The sequence below is a fragment of the Variovorax sp. 22077 genome, from assembly GCF_052044195.1.
Classification (GTDB): Bacteria; Pseudomonadota; Gammaproteobacteria; order Burkholderiales; family Burkholderiaceae_C; genus Variovorax; species Variovorax atrisoli.
Genome location: NZ_JBQEQC010000008.1, coordinates 178743 through 193001 on the forward strand (window position 1 = coordinate 178743; position 14259 = coordinate 193001).

The following is a 14259-nucleotide window of genomic DNA, read 5'->3' on the forward strand; positions in this document are numbered from 1 at the left end:
CATAAAATTCCGCGATATTCAATCTGCACGGCATTTCATGCAACTCGACGCCATCGACCTGCGCATTCTGGACGAGCTTCAGCGCGACGGCGCGCTGTCGAACGTGGAGCTGGCGCGGCGCGTGCACCTGTCGCCATCGCCCTGCCTCTCGCGCGTGAAGGTGCTCGAGGCCAGCGGCGTGATCGACCGCTATGTCGCGCTCGCAAGCGCCAAGGCCCTGGGCCTCGGGCTCAACGTGTTCATCTCGATCAGCCTCACGACGCAGAGCAAGCAGTCGCTCGCCGACTTCGAGCAGCGCATCGCCGAGCACGACGAAGTGATGGAGTGCTACCTCATGACGGGCGACAGCGACTACCTGATCCGCATCGCGGTGGCGGACATGGCGGCGCTGGAGAAATTCATCCTGGAACAGCTCACGCCGATTCCGGGGATCGAGAAGATCCGCTCCAGCTTTGCGCTGAAGCAGGTGAGATACAAGACGGCGCTGCCGTTGCCGAAATAGGCACACCCCCAGGCTTCGCGCACTTCGTGTCGCTGCGCGAACTCCCTCGCCAGGGGCGACACCTGCGGCCCGGCGAAGCCGGTTCCGCGGTGCCCCCGCCGGACAGGGGAATCCGACCCAGGTCGATCAGAGGCCGATCAGGCCGCCGTCGTTCTTGGTGATGACGATGGTTGCCGAGCGCGGGCGGGCGTTGCCGCCTTCCGGCCAGTGGCTGAGGAACTTCGTCGGATCCGAGATGTTCGTGCTGGCCGTGGTCTCGCCCGGGTGCTGGATGTTCACGAACAGCGCGCGGCCGTCGCCGGATTCGGCGATGCCGGTGATCTCGCAGTCGATGGGGCCGACCAGGAAGCGGCGCAGTCCGTCGGTGCCCGGAGCCTTGCCGACGAAGGTGGCCTGCGTGGCGGTGGTGGCGCCGTCGACGTTGGTGATGGTCTTCGCGCCGCCGTCGCCGACCTTGCCCGGCAGGGCCGCCAGCAGCATGCAGTTGGTCACGTCGGTGTAGGCGCCATCGTCGGTCTCCAGCCACAGCAGGCCGGGCGCCGCCTGGCTGAACCACATGCCGTCGGGGCTGGAGAAGTCGTTGTCGGCACCGAGCTGCGAGAGGTTGACATCGGCCGACGCGGTGGAACGCGCGCCGAAGAGGTACACGTCCCACTTGAAGGTGGCGGAGGTCGGGTCGCCGTTGGTATCGGCAAAGCGTACGATGTGGCCGTTCGGGTTGCCCTTCTGGTCCTTCCCGGCGGTGGTCTTGTCGTTGTAGAAGCGCGGGTTGGCGGCGTCGGTCTTGCCGATCGGACGCGAGCTCGAATTGGTGTTGGTCAGCGTGACGTAGACCTCGCCGGTCTTCGGATTGACGGCCGTCCACTCGGGGCGGTCCATCCTGGTGGCGCCGGCCGCGTCGGCTGCGTGACGGGCGTTGATCAGCACGTCGGCCGCGTCGGCGAAAGCGTATGCGGAGTAGGCGGCGGTGATGTTGTTGACGCCCAGCTTCAGCTCGAGCCAGTCGCCCGTGCCGTCGGCCTTGAACTTCGCGACGTAGAGCTTGCCGTCGTCCATGTACTTGTCGCCGGCGGCCGTGCCGCCGCCGATGTCGGCGGCGTCCCAGTTCTTGGTCGACACGAACTTGTAGATGTACTCGTTGCGCGAGTCGTCGCCCATGTACCAGACGAGCGGCTTGCCGACCACGACCGGGCCCAGGCAGGCACCCTCGTGGCCGAAGCGGCCGAGCGCGGTGCGCTTCTTGGGCGTGCTGGAGGGGTTGAACGGATCGATCTCGACCACCCAGCCATAGGTGTTGGCGCCGTTGCGGTAGTCGTCGGCAGCGGTGCCGCTCGTGGCGACGACCTCGGTGTTCCAGCGCCCGTACAGGTTGTCGGCGGTGTCGGGCGTGACGGTGGCCCAGAGTTCGCGGCCGGTGCCGGCCACGCCATAGCGGCTGAAGGAAGCCAGTTCCTTGGCCGTGCGGTTGGCATCGTCGTTGACGGCGATGCGGCGGAAGTAGCCGGCCCAGTTCTCCTCGCAGGTGAGGTACGTGCCCCACGGCGTGGTGCCGTTGGCGCAGTTGTTGACCGTGCCGCGGGTCTTGCTGCCGTCGGTCGAGTACTTGGTCTTCAGGTAGCCGGTCTTGGCGGCGGGGCCCGAGAAGGCCATCTCGGTGAGCGTGTGGACGCGGCGGTTGAAGCTCGAGTCCTGCTTGTAGCTCCAGGTGCTGCCGCTCTTGTTGACCTCGATCACGCTCACGCCGTGCAGGTAGAACTCGCGCAGCACTTCGTCGGCCACGGTGCGCGCGGCCGCGGTGCCGCTGCCGCTGACGGTCTGCCCGGTGGGGTGCAGGAACAGCGGTGTGATGGCCTCGTGGTTCATCACGAGCAGGCCGCGCGATGCGCCGGTGGCATCCCACTTGTTCGACGCGTTCATGCCGAAGTAGGTCATGCCGTCGTGGTGGTCGCCTGCGCGGCGGTCGTACGTGGTGGCGTCGTCATTGCCGTTGTTCTGGTACGCGGCGACACCCGAGGCGATCGGATCGCCCAGGCGGTACAGCACGCTGGCGGTGTAGCCGGCCGGCACGGTGACCACGTCGGCGAGGCTCTTGGCAACGGCATTGAAGCCGAGCTTCATCGGGGCGGGGCTGGGTGCCGGCGTGGGGGCAGGCGCCGGAGCGGGAGCCGGTGCAGGTGCCGGGGGCAGCACCGGGAAGGCGGTGCCGCCACCGCCACCACCGCCGCAGGCCTGCAGCAGCGCGGTGCCGGCCGTGCCGACGCCCAGGCCGAACAGGCGGCGGCGGCTCAGTCGGGCGGCGATCAGGTCGTTGAACGAGGGATTCGACGTGGTGTTGGTGCCGATGTCTTCGATTTCGACCGGGCGATCGTCGGAGCGGGTGTTTGCGGTCATGCGCAATGTCTTTCTTCGTGGGTTGGGGAAAAACCAGCCCGCGAAGTTAGGCACTTCGTATGACGACTCCGTGAATTGATCAGCTTCCGGTCAGGTTATGCCGGGTCTTTTTCGGAAACCCTTCATCGAAGCCTCGTCCGGATCGGCGCTCCCCGGCTCAGGGCGCGGGCAGCTGCCGCGGCCACAGGGCCCACAGCCTCAGCGGCTGGTTCATGCTCGCCGCGAGGCGGCCCGCATCGGCACCGGTGCCGGCAAAGTAGTCGGCGCGCACGGCGCCGAGGATGGCGCTGCCGGTGTCCTGCGCCACCACCAGCTTCTGCAGCTGCGCCGCCGGTCCGCTGGATGCCAGCCACACCGGCGTGCCGTAGGGAATGCTCTCGCGGTCGACCGCGATGGAGCGGCCGGCCGTGAGCGGCACGCCCTGCGCGCCCCGCGGGCCGAAGGCGGCATCGACCTCGCTCATGGTCTCTTCGCGGAAGAACACGTAGCGCGGGTTGCTCCACATCATCTGCGTCACGCGCTGCGGGTTCTGCGCGGCCCAGGCCTTGGTGTCGTCGGGCCACTTGCCGACCTTGGCCACGCCCTGGCTGACGAGCCACTGCTGCACGCTGCGGTAAGGCTGCTCGTTGGTGGCCGAGAAGGCGACGCGAACGGTGTGCTGCCAGCCGTTGGCCTCGGTGATGCGCAGCCGCCCGGAGCCCTGGATGTGCAGCATCAGCGCGTCGATGGGGTCGGCCATCCATGCGATCTCGCGCCCGCGCAGTGCGGCCTGCGCCTCGGGCAGGGTCTCGATCTCCTGGCGCGTGTACCAGGGGCGGCGCGGCACGAGGCCGTCGGGCGCCTGGTAGATCGGCACGTTGAAGGTGGCAGTGGGCACGCGCGAGGCCTCGTACACCGGCTCGTAATAGCTGGTGAGCTTGCCTTCGCTCTGGCCGTTGAGCGCTTCCACGCGATAGGGCTGCAGCCGCTCTGTCATCCACTGGCGCTGCTCTTCGGGGGTGGCGATGGTCAGCTGGCGCACGTCGCGGCACAGCGGCGCGAAGGCGGCGTTGGGGCGGGTGCAGTTCGCCAGCAGTGCGATCCACGCCTCGTGCAGGGGGTCTTCGCCGAAGCCAGGGAGCTCGCTCCAGCCGACGGGCACCCAGCGGCTCTTGGGATGCGCGAGCGAACCGGTGAGCGGACCGAGGTCGCGCGGCTGGCTGACGGGGGGGCGGATGGGGGCCTCGGGCGTGCGCGGGCCGGTGGAGCAGGCGGCGAGCGTTGCTACGATCGCAATCCCGACCAGCCACTGGAGTCCATTTCTCATGGGTTTGATTCTGCTTGAAGCCCTCGCCGCGGGACTGGTGTTCATTCTGATCATCTGGTGGACCATGTTTTCCGGCCGCAACAAGGGTGAATTGCACGATGACGACGACGAGCCGGAGGCCGGCCGCGGCACCGACCAGGGAAAGCGCCCGCCCGAAGCGTGAATTGCTCCTGAAGTCCCCGGCCGCTCAGCACTGTCGGACAACCACCCCATTGCTATTACTTTAGTAGCAATCATCGCAGCATTCATGCGCGATGACGAAACTTTTCTTATTTTCCGTAGGGCTTTGAGCCCGTACCATCACGCACTCCCCGAAGGCTAAGCTGTCGCTCGCTTCAATCAACCTCGAAAGGGAACGCCATGAAAAAGTTCTTACTCGCCACCACCGCCGCCGCGCTCGTCCTCTCGGGCTGTGCCGGCGGCATGACCGACACGCAGCGCAACACCGGCATCGGCGCCGGCATCGGCGCGCTGGGCGGAGCCGCCATCGGCTCGGCCACCGGCGGAAACCGCGGGGCCATCGGCACGGGTGCGGTTGTCGGCGCGGCAGCCGGCGCGCTCGGCGGCTACCTGTGGTCGCAGCGCATGGAGAACCAGAAGCGCCAGATGGAAGCCGCCACCCAGGGCACCGGCGTGGCCGTGACCCAGACGCCCAACAACGAGCTGAAGCTGCAGATCCCGAGCGACGTGTCGTTCGACGTGGGCCGCTCCAACATCAAGCCCAACTTCGCGCCGGTGCTAGACCAGTTCGCCAGCGGCCTGCGCGGCAACCCGAACGCCGAGGTGCGCATCATCGGCCACACCGACAGCACCGGCTCGGACGCCATCAACAACCCCCTGTCGGTCGACCGCGCGGCCAGCACCCGCGACTACCTCGTGGCGCGCGGCGTGAACGCAGCGATCTTCCGCATCGAAGGCCGCGGTTCGCACGAGCCGATCGCCGACAACAACAGCGACGCAGGCAGGGCACAGAACCGCCGCGTCGAAATCTACGTGGGCGAGCGCGGGCCGCGAGGCTGAGCGAGCGCCGGCGCACGAGAGGGAAACCGGCCGCGCTGAAAGGCCGGTTCCCGCCATAACCGTTCCATTGGTCCATTAAGAGGGAATCTCATGAGGAAGTTCGTTGTTTCGAGTGCGGCAGCCGCCGCGTTGCTGTTCATCGCGGGCTGCGCATCGCAGTCGGCTCCCCCGCCGGCACCCGCGCCTGCAGCCGCGCCCGCAGCCGCAGCCGCACCGGCCAACAGCTGGACGGCCCGCCTGGCCACGCTGAAGAGCGACCTCGAGACCTCGACCAAGGGAACGGGCGTGGTGATCGAGCAGACCGCCGACAACCAGCTCCACCTGGTGATCCCCAACGAGATGTCGTTCGACACCGGCCGCGCCAACGTCAAGCGCAACCTCGCGCAGGTGCTCGACAAGGTCGCCGAAGGCCTGAAGAGCGCCACCGCCGCCAGCGTGCGCGTGGTGGGCCACACCGACAACACCGGCAGCGAGGAAGGCAACGAGCGCCTCTCGGTGAGCCGCGCCGACAGCGTGCGCAACCACCTCGTGAGCCGCGGCGTCTCGACCACCGCCATCACCACCGACGGCCGCGGCTCGCGCGAACCGCTGGTGGACAACAACACGGCCGCAGGCCGCGCACAGAACCGCCGCGTCGAGATCTTCGTGGCGGAGAAGGCCTAACCCCCAGGCTTCGCGCACTTCGTGTCGCTTTGCCAACCCCCTTTCAGGGGGCACCACCTGCGGCCCGGCGAAGCCGGTTCCGCGGTGGTCCTGAGCTCACCCAGGCTTCGCGCACTGCGTGCGCTGTGCCCCCCTTGCAGGGGGCAACACCCGCGGCCCGGTAGAGCCGGTTCCGCGGCGTTCCGCGAAGAATCAGGGGGCTAGAGTTCGCGCAGACGGTTGGCCAACTCGACGGCCGACTTCACTTCCATCTTGTCGAACACGCGCGCGCGGTGGACCTCCACCGTGCGCACGCTGATCGCGAGCTGGTCGGCGATGAGCTTGTTCGGCAGGCCCTCGACCACCAGTCGCATCACGTCGCGCTCACGATCGGTCAGCTCGCCGATGCGCTCGGCCAGGCCCCGGCGTGCGCGCTGCACTTCCAGTGCCTGCTGCGACGCGCTCAGCGCATGCTCGATGCGGTCGACCAGTGCGTTGTCGGAGAAGGGCTTCTCGCAGAAGTCGAAGGCGCCGCGCTTGACCGCGTCGACGGCCGTCGGCACGTCGGCATGGCCGGTCAGGAAGATCACCGGCATCGCGGGCAGCAGCCCGCGCTCCACGATGCGGTCGAACAGCACCAGCCCGCTGGTGCCGGGCATGCGCACATCCAGCAGCAGGCACAGTGGCTGCTGCGGCAGCGGGCCCTGGTCGAGAAACTGCTCGAACGCCTCCGCGCTCGCGAAGTGCTCGCTGGCCAGGCGCCGCGAGCGCAGCAGCCAGGCCAGCGCCTCGCGCACGCTGGCGTCGTCGTCCACGATGAAGATCAAGCCGTCGATCAGCGGTTGCATATCAATTCAATCCAAAAACAGGCGCGGGCCCTTCGAGGGCACCGCGGAACCGGCTCCGCCGGGCCGCAGGTGTCGCCCCCGGCGAGGGGGAAGGAGAAGCGACACGAAGTGCGCGAAGCCTGGGGGTGATCATGTGCTCAGCAGCGTGAACCTGAACACGGTTCCGCGCGGCTTGTTGGGTTCGAACAGGAGCGCACCGCCGTGCTGCTCGACCACGGTGCGGCACAGGCTCAGGCCGAGCCCCATGCCGTCGGCGCGCGTGGTGAAGAAGGGCGTGAAGAGCCGCTCGGCGACCTCCTCGGTGATGCCGCTGCCGAGGTCGGCCACGGAGAACTCGATCCAGCGCCGGCCGTCTTCCTGGCCCGCGGCGCCCATCGCGGCGGCGCGCGCCACGCGCAGCCGCAGCACGCGGCTGCCGATGTTGTCGGGGCTGTCCATGGCCTGCATCGCGTTGCGCGCGAGATTCAGCAGCACCTGCTCGACCAGCGTGCGGTCGCACATGACCGCGGGCAGGCGGTCTTCCAGCACCACCTCGATGATTACGCCCAGCTTGCGCGCCTGCAGCCGCACCAGCGGCAGCACCGCGTCGATGAGCGCCTGCGGCGCGACGGCCTCGCGCGTGCGGTCGCGGCGGCGCACGAAGTCGTGCACGCTGCGGATCACCTGCCCGGCGCGGTCGGCCTGCTCGGCGATGCGCTTAACAGCCATCGCCACCTCGCCCTGGTCGCCCTTGGCGTCGGGGCCCAGCAGGTTGAGCGAGCCGCTCGCGTAGCTGGCGATGGCGGCCAGCGGCTGGGTGAGCTCGTGGCTCAGCAGCGAGGCCATCTCGCCCACGGTGGCCAGCCGCGCGCTGGCCTGCAGGCGCTCCTGGCTGGCGCGCGAGAGTTCCTCGATGCGGCGCTGCTCGCTCACGTCGATGAACGCGCTCATCCAGCCGGTCTGCACCTTGTGCGCGTTGATCAGCGGCGCCTCGAAGATCAGCACCGGAAAGCGCGTGCCGTCCTTGCGCATGAAGACCGACTCGAAGCCCTCGCGCGGCGGCATGCCGCCCGCGAGCCGCCGCGCCTGCCGCTGCTGGTACTCGTGCGCCAGCTCGGTGGGCCAGTAGGGTGCCTCGGCGTTGTCCGCCATGAGCTCCTCGGGGCTGAAGCCCACCATCTCGCAGAAGGCCGGGTTGACGTAGGTGATGCGGCCGCGCAGGTCGCGCGCGCGCAGGCCGGTGATGACGGAGTCCTCCATCGCCTTGCGGAAGGCCAGCGCGTCGGCCAGGTCGCGCTCGGCGCGCAGGCGGCGGCGCGTGTCGCGCGCGAGCAGCACCAGCACCGACACCAGTGCGATGGAGATCGCCGTGACCAGCGCCGTGAGCATGTTCGGGAACAGGTCGGGCGCCGCGCGCCAGCCGTCCACGCGCAGCATCAGCGAGGTGCCCGGCAGGTCGATGAGCTGCTGCGAGGTGAACACCCGCGTGCCGGTGCGCCGCGAGCTGCCCAGCGCCACCAGCCGCGTGCCGTCGGCCTCGGTGAAGGCCACCTCCTGGCCGCGCGTGAGCGTGGGGCCGACCAGCTCGATCAGCGCGTCGCGCAGCGAATAGCTCGCCACCAGGTAGCCGCCCGCGTCGATCGGCACGCACAGCTCCATCACCTCGATGCCGCCGCCGCCCGCGATGGGCACGTAGTGGCTCGGCGAATAGGCCGACGCGCCCAGCTTGCGCGCCGCGGCGCAGGCCAGCGACACGTCGGACTGGTCGGGGCCGCGCGTGTCCTCGTCGAGCACGCGCATGCGGTAGGGCGTATTGACGGCCTGCAGCGGGCGCAGCGCCGAATCGCGCCATTCGAGCCGCAGCCACTCGCGATGCTCGCGCAGCAGCGCGGCAGCCACCTCCGGCCACCTGGCGGGATCGGCGCCGGGCGCCTGCGTGGCGCGCAGGCTCTGCGCATTGCGCTGGAAGCCGCTGCGCAGGTCGGCGACCGCGTCGGCGGTGTCGCGGTCGAGCGCGGCCTGCACCTGCTCCACTTCGTGCCGGCCCGCGAGCCACACCACCGTGACCAGCAGCACCGACACCAGCACCGCCAGCAGCAGCCACAGGAACCAGCGCTGCCACAGCGAGCGCAGCCGCGCATAGGCCAGCAGCGCCCATCGCTGCGGTGCGACGGTCAGCAGCGCATCAGACATGCCGGCACCACCGCCGCACGCAAGGTACGCGGCTTGTTCCAGGAACACCGCGGGACCGGCTTCGCCGGGCCGCCGGTGTTGCCCCCTCGAAGGGGGTTGGCGCAGCGACACGAAGTGCGCGAAGCCTGGGGGTGAATCCGAGAGTTCCGCGGAACCGGCTTTGGCGGGCCGCCGGTGTTGCCCCCTCGAAGGGGGTCGGCGGCCTCACGAAGCGGGCAGGCCCGGGAGTCATCTAGAGAACGCTGTGCGAGAGCACGGGCAGTTGCGTGCGCGTGCTCTGCACCTTGGCCGCGTCGATGTCGAACAGCACCACGCCCTCGTCGGTGGCCTGCTGCGCCACCACCATGCCCCAGGGATCGACGACCAGCGACTGGCCCCAGGTCTGGCGGCCGTTCTCGTGCGTGCCGCCCTGCGCGGGCGCGACCACCCAGGCCAGGTTCTCGATGGCGCGGGCGCGCAGCAGCACCTCCCAGTGCGCGGCGCCGGTGGTGCGCGTGAAGGCGCTGGGCACCAGCAGCAGGTCGGCGCCCTGCTTCGCGAGCGCGCGGTACAGCTCGGGAAAGCGCAGGTCGTAGCAGACGCTCATGCCCACGCGCCAGCGGTGGCCGTCGCGCGAGGGCAGCTCGAACACCACCGGCTTCGCGCCGGGCGCGATGACGCGGCGCTCGTCGTAGCGCTCGGTGCCGTTGTCGAAGAAGAAGAGATGGATCTTGTCGTAGCGCGCCACGCAGCGCCCGTCGGGCGAGAAGGCCAGCGAGCTGTTGAACACGTGCTCCGCGTCGGTGCTCTCGACGGGCAGCGTGCCGCCGACGATCCACAGCCCGAACTCGCGCGCCGCGTCGGCCAGGAAGCCCTGCACCGTGCCCGCGCCCGCCGTCTCGCGCAGGGCCAGCTTGTCGGTGTCGCGCGCACCCATCATGCAGAAATACTCGGGCAGCACCGCAAGCTCGGCGCCGCCGGCGGCGGCCTGCGCGAGCAGGTCGTGGGCGCGCGCGAGGTTGGCTTCGCGGGCGATGGCCGACACCATCTGGATGGCTGCGACTTTCATTGCTTGGTCTCCGTTTTCTTGCCGTCGTCCGCGGTCCGCGAGGTCGGCGGCAGACCGGGCGCGCCGGGAATGGTCTGCGGCAGAAGCTGCAGGGTGCGGGGCACCTTCGCTATTTTGGGGTCGGCCCAGGTGCCCTCGATGTGGAACTCCTGCGTGGCCGCCGCCGCGAGCGGCTTGCTCAGCACCCACTGTGCAAGAAAGGTGCCCAGGCCGACTGCCGGGTTGATGGCGGTGGCAACCAGCGCGGCGGTGCCGGCGTTGATCTCGGGCACCACCACCACGCGCAGGTTCTGCGTCTCGCGCACGATGTCGGCCGAGCCGTCCATCAGCGCGGCGGCGTTGACGCCCTTCATCTGCAGGTTGTTGGTGCTGGCGATGCCCTTGCTGATCTTCGCGTCGCCGCGGATGAAGTCGAAGGCGAAGCCCTCGCTGAACACGTCGCGGAAGTCCAGCGTGAGGCGGCGCGGCAGCGCCTGCAGGCTCAGCACGCCCAGCAGCTTGGCCAGCCCCGGGTCGGCCTTGAGGAACTGGCCCTGCTCCACGTCGAGCTGCAGCTGCCCGCCCAGGCTCGGGTAGTCGAGCGAGAACGGCGAGCCGCGCCAGTTGACGTCGCCCTCCATCCTTCCGCGCCCGCGCCGCAGCACGCCGGGCATGCCGAAGCGCGTGAGCAGCTCGCCGGCGTCGGCGATGTCGAGCCTGAAGGTCATGGCGGTGCGGCGCTGGCCCGCCGGAGCTCCAGCCCCTGCCGCCCAGGTCCCCTTGGCCACGAAGCTGGCCTCGGGCATGGTGAAGGTCAGCTTGTTGAGCAGCCATTCGCGGCCGGCGCCGCCGCGGTTGACCGCGTCGATCTCGGCGCGGCCCAGGCGCTTGCCCAGCAATTCGAAGTCGTCGACGACGATGTCCAGCGCCGGCAGGTTGCCGGGCTGCTCGTCGAGCAGGGTCTCGACCTGCGTGGCCTCGGAGGGCGCGATCTTCAGCCGCGCGAGGCGCGCATAGAGGCGCCCGGCCTGCGCGTGGCGGTATTCGGCATAGCCGCTGAGCTCGCTGGCGTCGATGTTGGCGCGCCAGAGGTTTCCATCGCGCGTGCCGCCGAGCACCACGTTGTGCAGCGTGCGTCCCGCGACGCCGAGCTGCTGCGCGCGCACCGCGATGCGCGTGGGCAGGTAGGCCATCGCCGGATCGTCGGGGCGCTCGGGGGCATCGGCGCCGGCGTTGGTGCCGGTGGCTGCGTTTGCGCCTGTGCCTGTACCTGCGCCTGTGCCCGTCGCCTCGCCCAGCAGCGCTTCCCAGGCCGCCGTGTCGAGCTTGGCGACGTTGATGTTCGCGAACACGCCCTTGTCGGGCAGGCTCGCCGTCTCGCCCGGCGCGAGGCCCACGCCGATGCTGCCGCGCAGCACGCGCGCCTCGCTGCCCACGAGCTCGCGCACGTACTGGACAGCGCCGACACGGCCGAGGTCGAGCGAGATCTGATCCTGCGTGGCCGCGGCGGCCCCCTGCTTCGAGGTGTCGCGCGCGAGCACCTTCTTCTCGATGCGCAGCGGCATCTGCTCCTCGGCCGTCTTCACGAGCGGCGGCGGCAGCTGCAGCGCCAGGCCCTGCAGGCTGCTGGCGAACGAGAACTCGGGCGCGCCGTCGCGCACCGAGAACGTGGCTGTGTAGGGCGTGCTGCCGGTCGCCTTCTTCGCGAGGCGCGCGAGCCAGTCGACCTCGCGCGCGCCGCGCAGTCCATCGGCGGTGGCCGTGCCCTGCGCCTTCAGCGCGACCTCGCGGTTGGGGCCGCTGAAGCGCCCGCGCCCTTCGACGCGGATGTCGCCGCCCAGCAGCTTCGCCTGCACGCCGGCCAGCGAGAAGCCGGTCTCGGTGAAGTTGACCGTGCCCCTGGCCTGCGTGAACGACGGCGCCGCCGGCACCACCTGCAGCTCGTTGTCGGCCAGTGCCACGCTGGCCTGCACCTTGGCGTTGTCCATGGCCTCCAGCGGCAGCTCGAGGTGCAGCTTGTAGTCGGCTGAACCGGTGGCGCGCGCGGCCTGCATGATCTCGCCGATGCCGCCCGGCTCGGTGCCGGCCAGCGGCGCCCCCGCACGCAGCACCTCGCCCAGCGACCCCTTGGCCTGCACGTCGACGCGCAGCACCTGCGCATGGTGCGACAGCTCCGGGATCTGCGCCTCGCCCCTGGTCACCTCGACGCCGGTGGTGCCTGCGAGGCGGCCGCGCGCGTTGCGCACCAGCATGCTGTCGCGCTCGAACACCAGCTCGCCCGACAGGCCGGTGAGCGCCGGCCAGACGCGCGCCGGGGTGCCGTTGCGCGAAGGCGTTGCGTTGGTGATCGAAGGCGGCGCGTAGGCGTAGTTGACGTCAGACACCTTGGCGGCGATGCGGAAGTCGCCCTGCTTCGGGTCCTTGAAGGGCATGTCGTGCAGGTCGCCGCGCACGCGGAAGTCGACGCTGCTCGCGACGCCCTTGGTGACGGCCTCGCGCACGTAGTCGCGCGTGTGCTGGGGGATGCCCGTCGGCAGGTAGCGGAACACGCGCGTGCCGTCGGCGCGGGTGAGCTTGCCCTGCAGGTCGAGCACGCCCGGAAAGCGCGACTTGCCGCCCGAGACGGCCGGATCGCTGGTGCGCCAGCTGGCCTGGGCCTCGCCTTCCGCGTCGGTGTTGGCGAAGCTGAGCTTCGACACCTGCAGCTGCGCGCTGCCATTGCCGCTGTCGAGCTTCCATTGCAGCTGCGTGGAGAGCCGGTCGACGGGAATGACGGGCTCCTCGAACACGCCGGGGAATTCGAGCGTGCCTTGCGCGATGGCGAGCGTGGCGGTGCCGCCGGTGTGGGTGGCGTCGAAGTCGATGGTGGCGCCGCTCAGGCCGGGGGTGCCGGCGTCGTGGGTCTGGTGCGGGGCTGCGGCGGTGGCAGCGGCTGCAGCGGTGGCGGCCGTGGCGGAGACGGTCGTGGTCGCCGCGGTGGGTATCGCGACCGGAGCCGCCGGGGTCTGCTGCGAAGGCCCCGCCGCGGCGTCGGTCGGCGCCGGCTGCGAGGCGATGCGCAGCCCGCTGACCCGGCCCTTGGCCTGGTAGCGGGTGGGTGCGCCCAGCGAGCCCTGCCAGTTCAGGTCGACGTGCTCGACCAGGCCGCGCGGCCCGTAGCTGTCGAGCAGGCGGTGGGTGGCGTCGCCCAGCGGCAGCCGGTCGGCGATGAGGGCGAGCGCGGCCAGGTCGAGCCGGTCGGCGCGCAGCGCGCCGTGCTCGGGCGTGCGGCCCCTGGCGGGCGTGTGCTGCAGCCACAGGTTGCCGCCGGGCCAGCGCATGCCGTCGGCGGTATCGAACTGCAAGGCGGTGGTGGAGAACTCCAGCGTCTCCTCGGTGAGCTGGCCGGAAAGGCGGCCGGTGACCGCGCGCAGAACCAGCGGCTGCAGGCCCTTGTCGAGCGAGACGTCGACCTTGTCGAGCCCCAGGTCGACCGCGCCGCCGACGACCTGGCCGTCGTCCACGTCGGCCCACAGGCGCAGCGCGCCGTTGCCCTCGCGGATGCGCGCATCGAGCGAGATGTACTGGCCGAGCCGGGTGACGTCGATGTAGGGCAGGTCGGCGTACAGCTGGCCGTCCCAGGTCTGCCAGTGGCCGGTGCGGATCGACAGCAGCGGCTGGCGGAACTGGCCGCGCAGCGTGAAGCGCTCGCCCCAGCCGGCCGGCGGCGTGGCGTCCAGGCGCAGGCCGTGGCGCCGGGCGCTGTTGCGCGCGACGAAGCGCACGTCGGTCAGCAGCAGGGGCTCTGCCTGGCGCTGCTCGTCGGTCCAGCGCACGGTGCCGCCTTCGATGACCAGCTCGCGCTGCGCGAAAAACCAGTCGGCACCGCGGGTTTCTCCGGTCGTGTCGGTGTCCATGTGCAAACCAGCCACATGGAGTTTTCCCTGACGGTCGCGGCGCACGTCGAGCTGCGGGCGCTCGATGTAGAGCTGTTCGAAATTGAGCCGCCACAGCGAGCGCGGCGACACGCTGGCCACCACGCGTGCGAGGCGAAGGGCCTCCCGCTTGTCCACGTCCTGCAGCACCACGTCGCGCAATTCGAAGGCCGGGAAAAGCCCTTCGGAGCGGGCGGTGATCGATCCGATGCGCACCGGCACGCCGATGGCCTTGCTAGCCTGCGCCTCGAGCGCGTCACGGAAATCGCCGATTCGCGGCACAATCCACGCGTGTAGGACAACGACTGACAGCGCCAGCAGAAGCCATGCAGCGATCAAGAGACCGAGCAGCCAGCGCGCCGTCACAGCGGTGATTTTGAGCAGACGTGAAGGGGAAGACGCCGTGTCGTTCATTGAGGATCGCGCTGTGTCCGGAA

10 protein-coding genes are annotated in these 14259 nt (G+C 70.1%); 4 read left to right on the forward strand and 6 right to left on the reverse strand.

All coding sequences use genetic code 11. The annotated features are described in order from the left end of the window. The first annotated feature begins 37 nt into the window (after positions 1–37). On the forward strand, positions 38–502 hold the full coding sequence (locus ACTJLF_RS14180) for an Lrp/AsnC family transcriptional regulator (protein WP_019653866.1): 465 nt from the start codon (positions 38–40) through the stop codon (positions 500–502). A 126-nt stretch (positions 503–628) separates the two neighbouring features. On the opposite strand, the gene ACTJLF_RS14185 is transcribed toward ACTJLF_RS14180, so the two are convergent. After that, the gene (locus ACTJLF_RS14185; RefSeq protein WP_440883278.1) at positions 629–2893 is read right to left on the reverse strand and encodes a PhoX family protein; all 2265 of its coding nucleotides are present in this window, start codon (positions 2891–2893) and stop codon (positions 629–631) included. A 157-nt stretch (positions 2894–3050) separates the two neighbouring features. After that, entirely contained in the window at positions 3051–4199 is a 1149-nt protein-coding gene (mltA, locus tag ACTJLF_RS14190; RefSeq protein ID WP_019653864.1) for a murein transglycosylase A, read from the reverse strand. On the opposite strand from mltA, the gene ACTJLF_RS14195 reads away from it, so the two are divergent. From ACTJLF_RS14195 to ACTJLF_RS14205, 3 genes are all read left to right on the forward strand, one after another. Beyond that, positions 4198–4362, forward strand: a complete 165-nt coding sequence (locus ACTJLF_RS14195) for a hypothetical protein (RefSeq protein ID WP_164713485.1) — start codon at positions 4198–4200, stop codon at positions 4360–4362. The genes mltA and ACTJLF_RS14195 overlap by 2 nt on opposite strands. Positions 4363–4559: 197 nt before the next feature. After that, positions 4560–5219 carry an OmpA family protein gene (locus tag ACTJLF_RS14200; protein WP_440883279.1) on the forward strand — a complete coding sequence of 220 codons (660 nt, stop codon included), beginning with the start codon at positions 4560–4562 and terminating at the stop codon, positions 5217–5219. Between the two features lie 90 nt (positions 5220–5309). Then, on the forward strand, positions 5310–5882 hold the full coding sequence (locus ACTJLF_RS14205; protein ID WP_440883280.1) for an OmpA family protein: 573 nt from the start codon (positions 5310–5312) through the stop codon (positions 5880–5882). A gap of 200 nt (positions 5883–6082) precedes the next feature. Here ACTJLF_RS14205 and ACTJLF_RS14210 read toward each other — a convergent pair whose 3' ends face one another. From ACTJLF_RS14210 to ACTJLF_RS14225, 4 genes are all read right to left on the reverse strand, one after another. Then, the gene (locus ACTJLF_RS14210) at positions 6083–6709 is read right to left on the reverse strand and encodes a response regulator transcription factor (protein ID WP_019653860.1); all 627 of its coding nucleotides are present in this window, start codon (positions 6707–6709) and stop codon (positions 6083–6085) included. 129 nt (positions 6710–6838) lie between these two features. Continuing rightward, positions 6839–8881 carry a PAS domain S-box protein gene (locus ACTJLF_RS14215; protein WP_354324862.1) on the reverse strand — a complete coding sequence of 681 codons (2043 nt, stop codon included), beginning with the start codon at positions 8879–8881 and terminating at the stop codon, positions 6839–6841. Between the two features lie 232 nt (positions 8882–9113). Continuing rightward, a complete protein-coding gene (locus tag ACTJLF_RS14220; RefSeq protein ID WP_440883281.1) occupies positions 9114–9929 on the reverse strand; it encodes a carbon-nitrogen hydrolase family protein in 816 nt (271 codons plus the stop codon). Beyond that, positions 9926–14236: a YhdP family protein gene (locus ACTJLF_RS14225; RefSeq protein WP_440883282.1), complete on the reverse strand. Its 4311-nt coding sequence runs from the start codon at positions 14234–14236 to the stop codon at positions 9926–9928. The genes ACTJLF_RS14220 and ACTJLF_RS14225 overlap by 4 nt, the downstream gene beginning before the upstream one ends. Positions 14237–14259 lie beyond the last annotated feature (23 nt).

What these genes read in the sequence shown, in the direction of transcription:
- ACTJLF_RS14180 (WP_019653866.1), top strand. Translation starts at nt 38, where the DNA reads ATGCAACTCGACGCCATCGACCTGCGCATTCTGGACGAGCTTCAGCGC.
- ACTJLF_RS14185 (WP_440883278.1), bottom strand. Translation starts at nt 2,893, where the DNA reads ATGACCGCAAACACCCGCTCCGACGATCGCCCGGTCGAAATCGAAGAC.
- ACTJLF_RS14195 (WP_164713485.1), top strand. Translation starts at nt 4,198, where the DNA reads ATGGGTTTGATTCTGCTTGAAGCCCTCGCCGCGGGACTGGTGTTCATT.
- mltA (WP_019653864.1), bottom strand. Translation starts at nt 4,199, where the DNA reads ATGAGAAATGGACTCCAGTGGCTGGTCGGGATTGCGATCGTAGCAACG.
- ACTJLF_RS14200 (WP_440883279.1), top strand. Translation starts at nt 4,560, where the DNA reads ATGAAAAAGTTCTTACTCGCCACCACCGCCGCCGCGCTCGTCCTCTCG.
- ACTJLF_RS14205 (WP_440883280.1), top strand. Translation starts at nt 5,310, where the DNA reads ATGAGGAAGTTCGTTGTTTCGAGTGCGGCAGCCGCCGCGTTGCTGTTC.
- ACTJLF_RS14210 (WP_019653860.1), bottom strand. Translation starts at nt 6,709, where the DNA reads ATGCAACCGCTGATCGACGGCTTGATCTTCATCGTGGACGACGACGCC.
- ACTJLF_RS14215 (WP_354324862.1), bottom strand. Translation starts at nt 8,881, where the DNA reads ATGTCTGATGCGCTGCTGACCGTCGCACCGCAGCGATGGGCGCTGCTG.
- ACTJLF_RS14220 (WP_440883281.1), bottom strand. Translation starts at nt 9,929, where the DNA reads ATGAAAGTCGCAGCCATCCAGATGGTGTCGGCCATCGCCCGCGAAGCC.
- ACTJLF_RS14225 (WP_440883282.1), bottom strand. Translation starts at nt 14,236, where the DNA reads ATGAACGACACGGCGTCTTCCCCTTCACGTCTGCTCAAAATCACCGCT.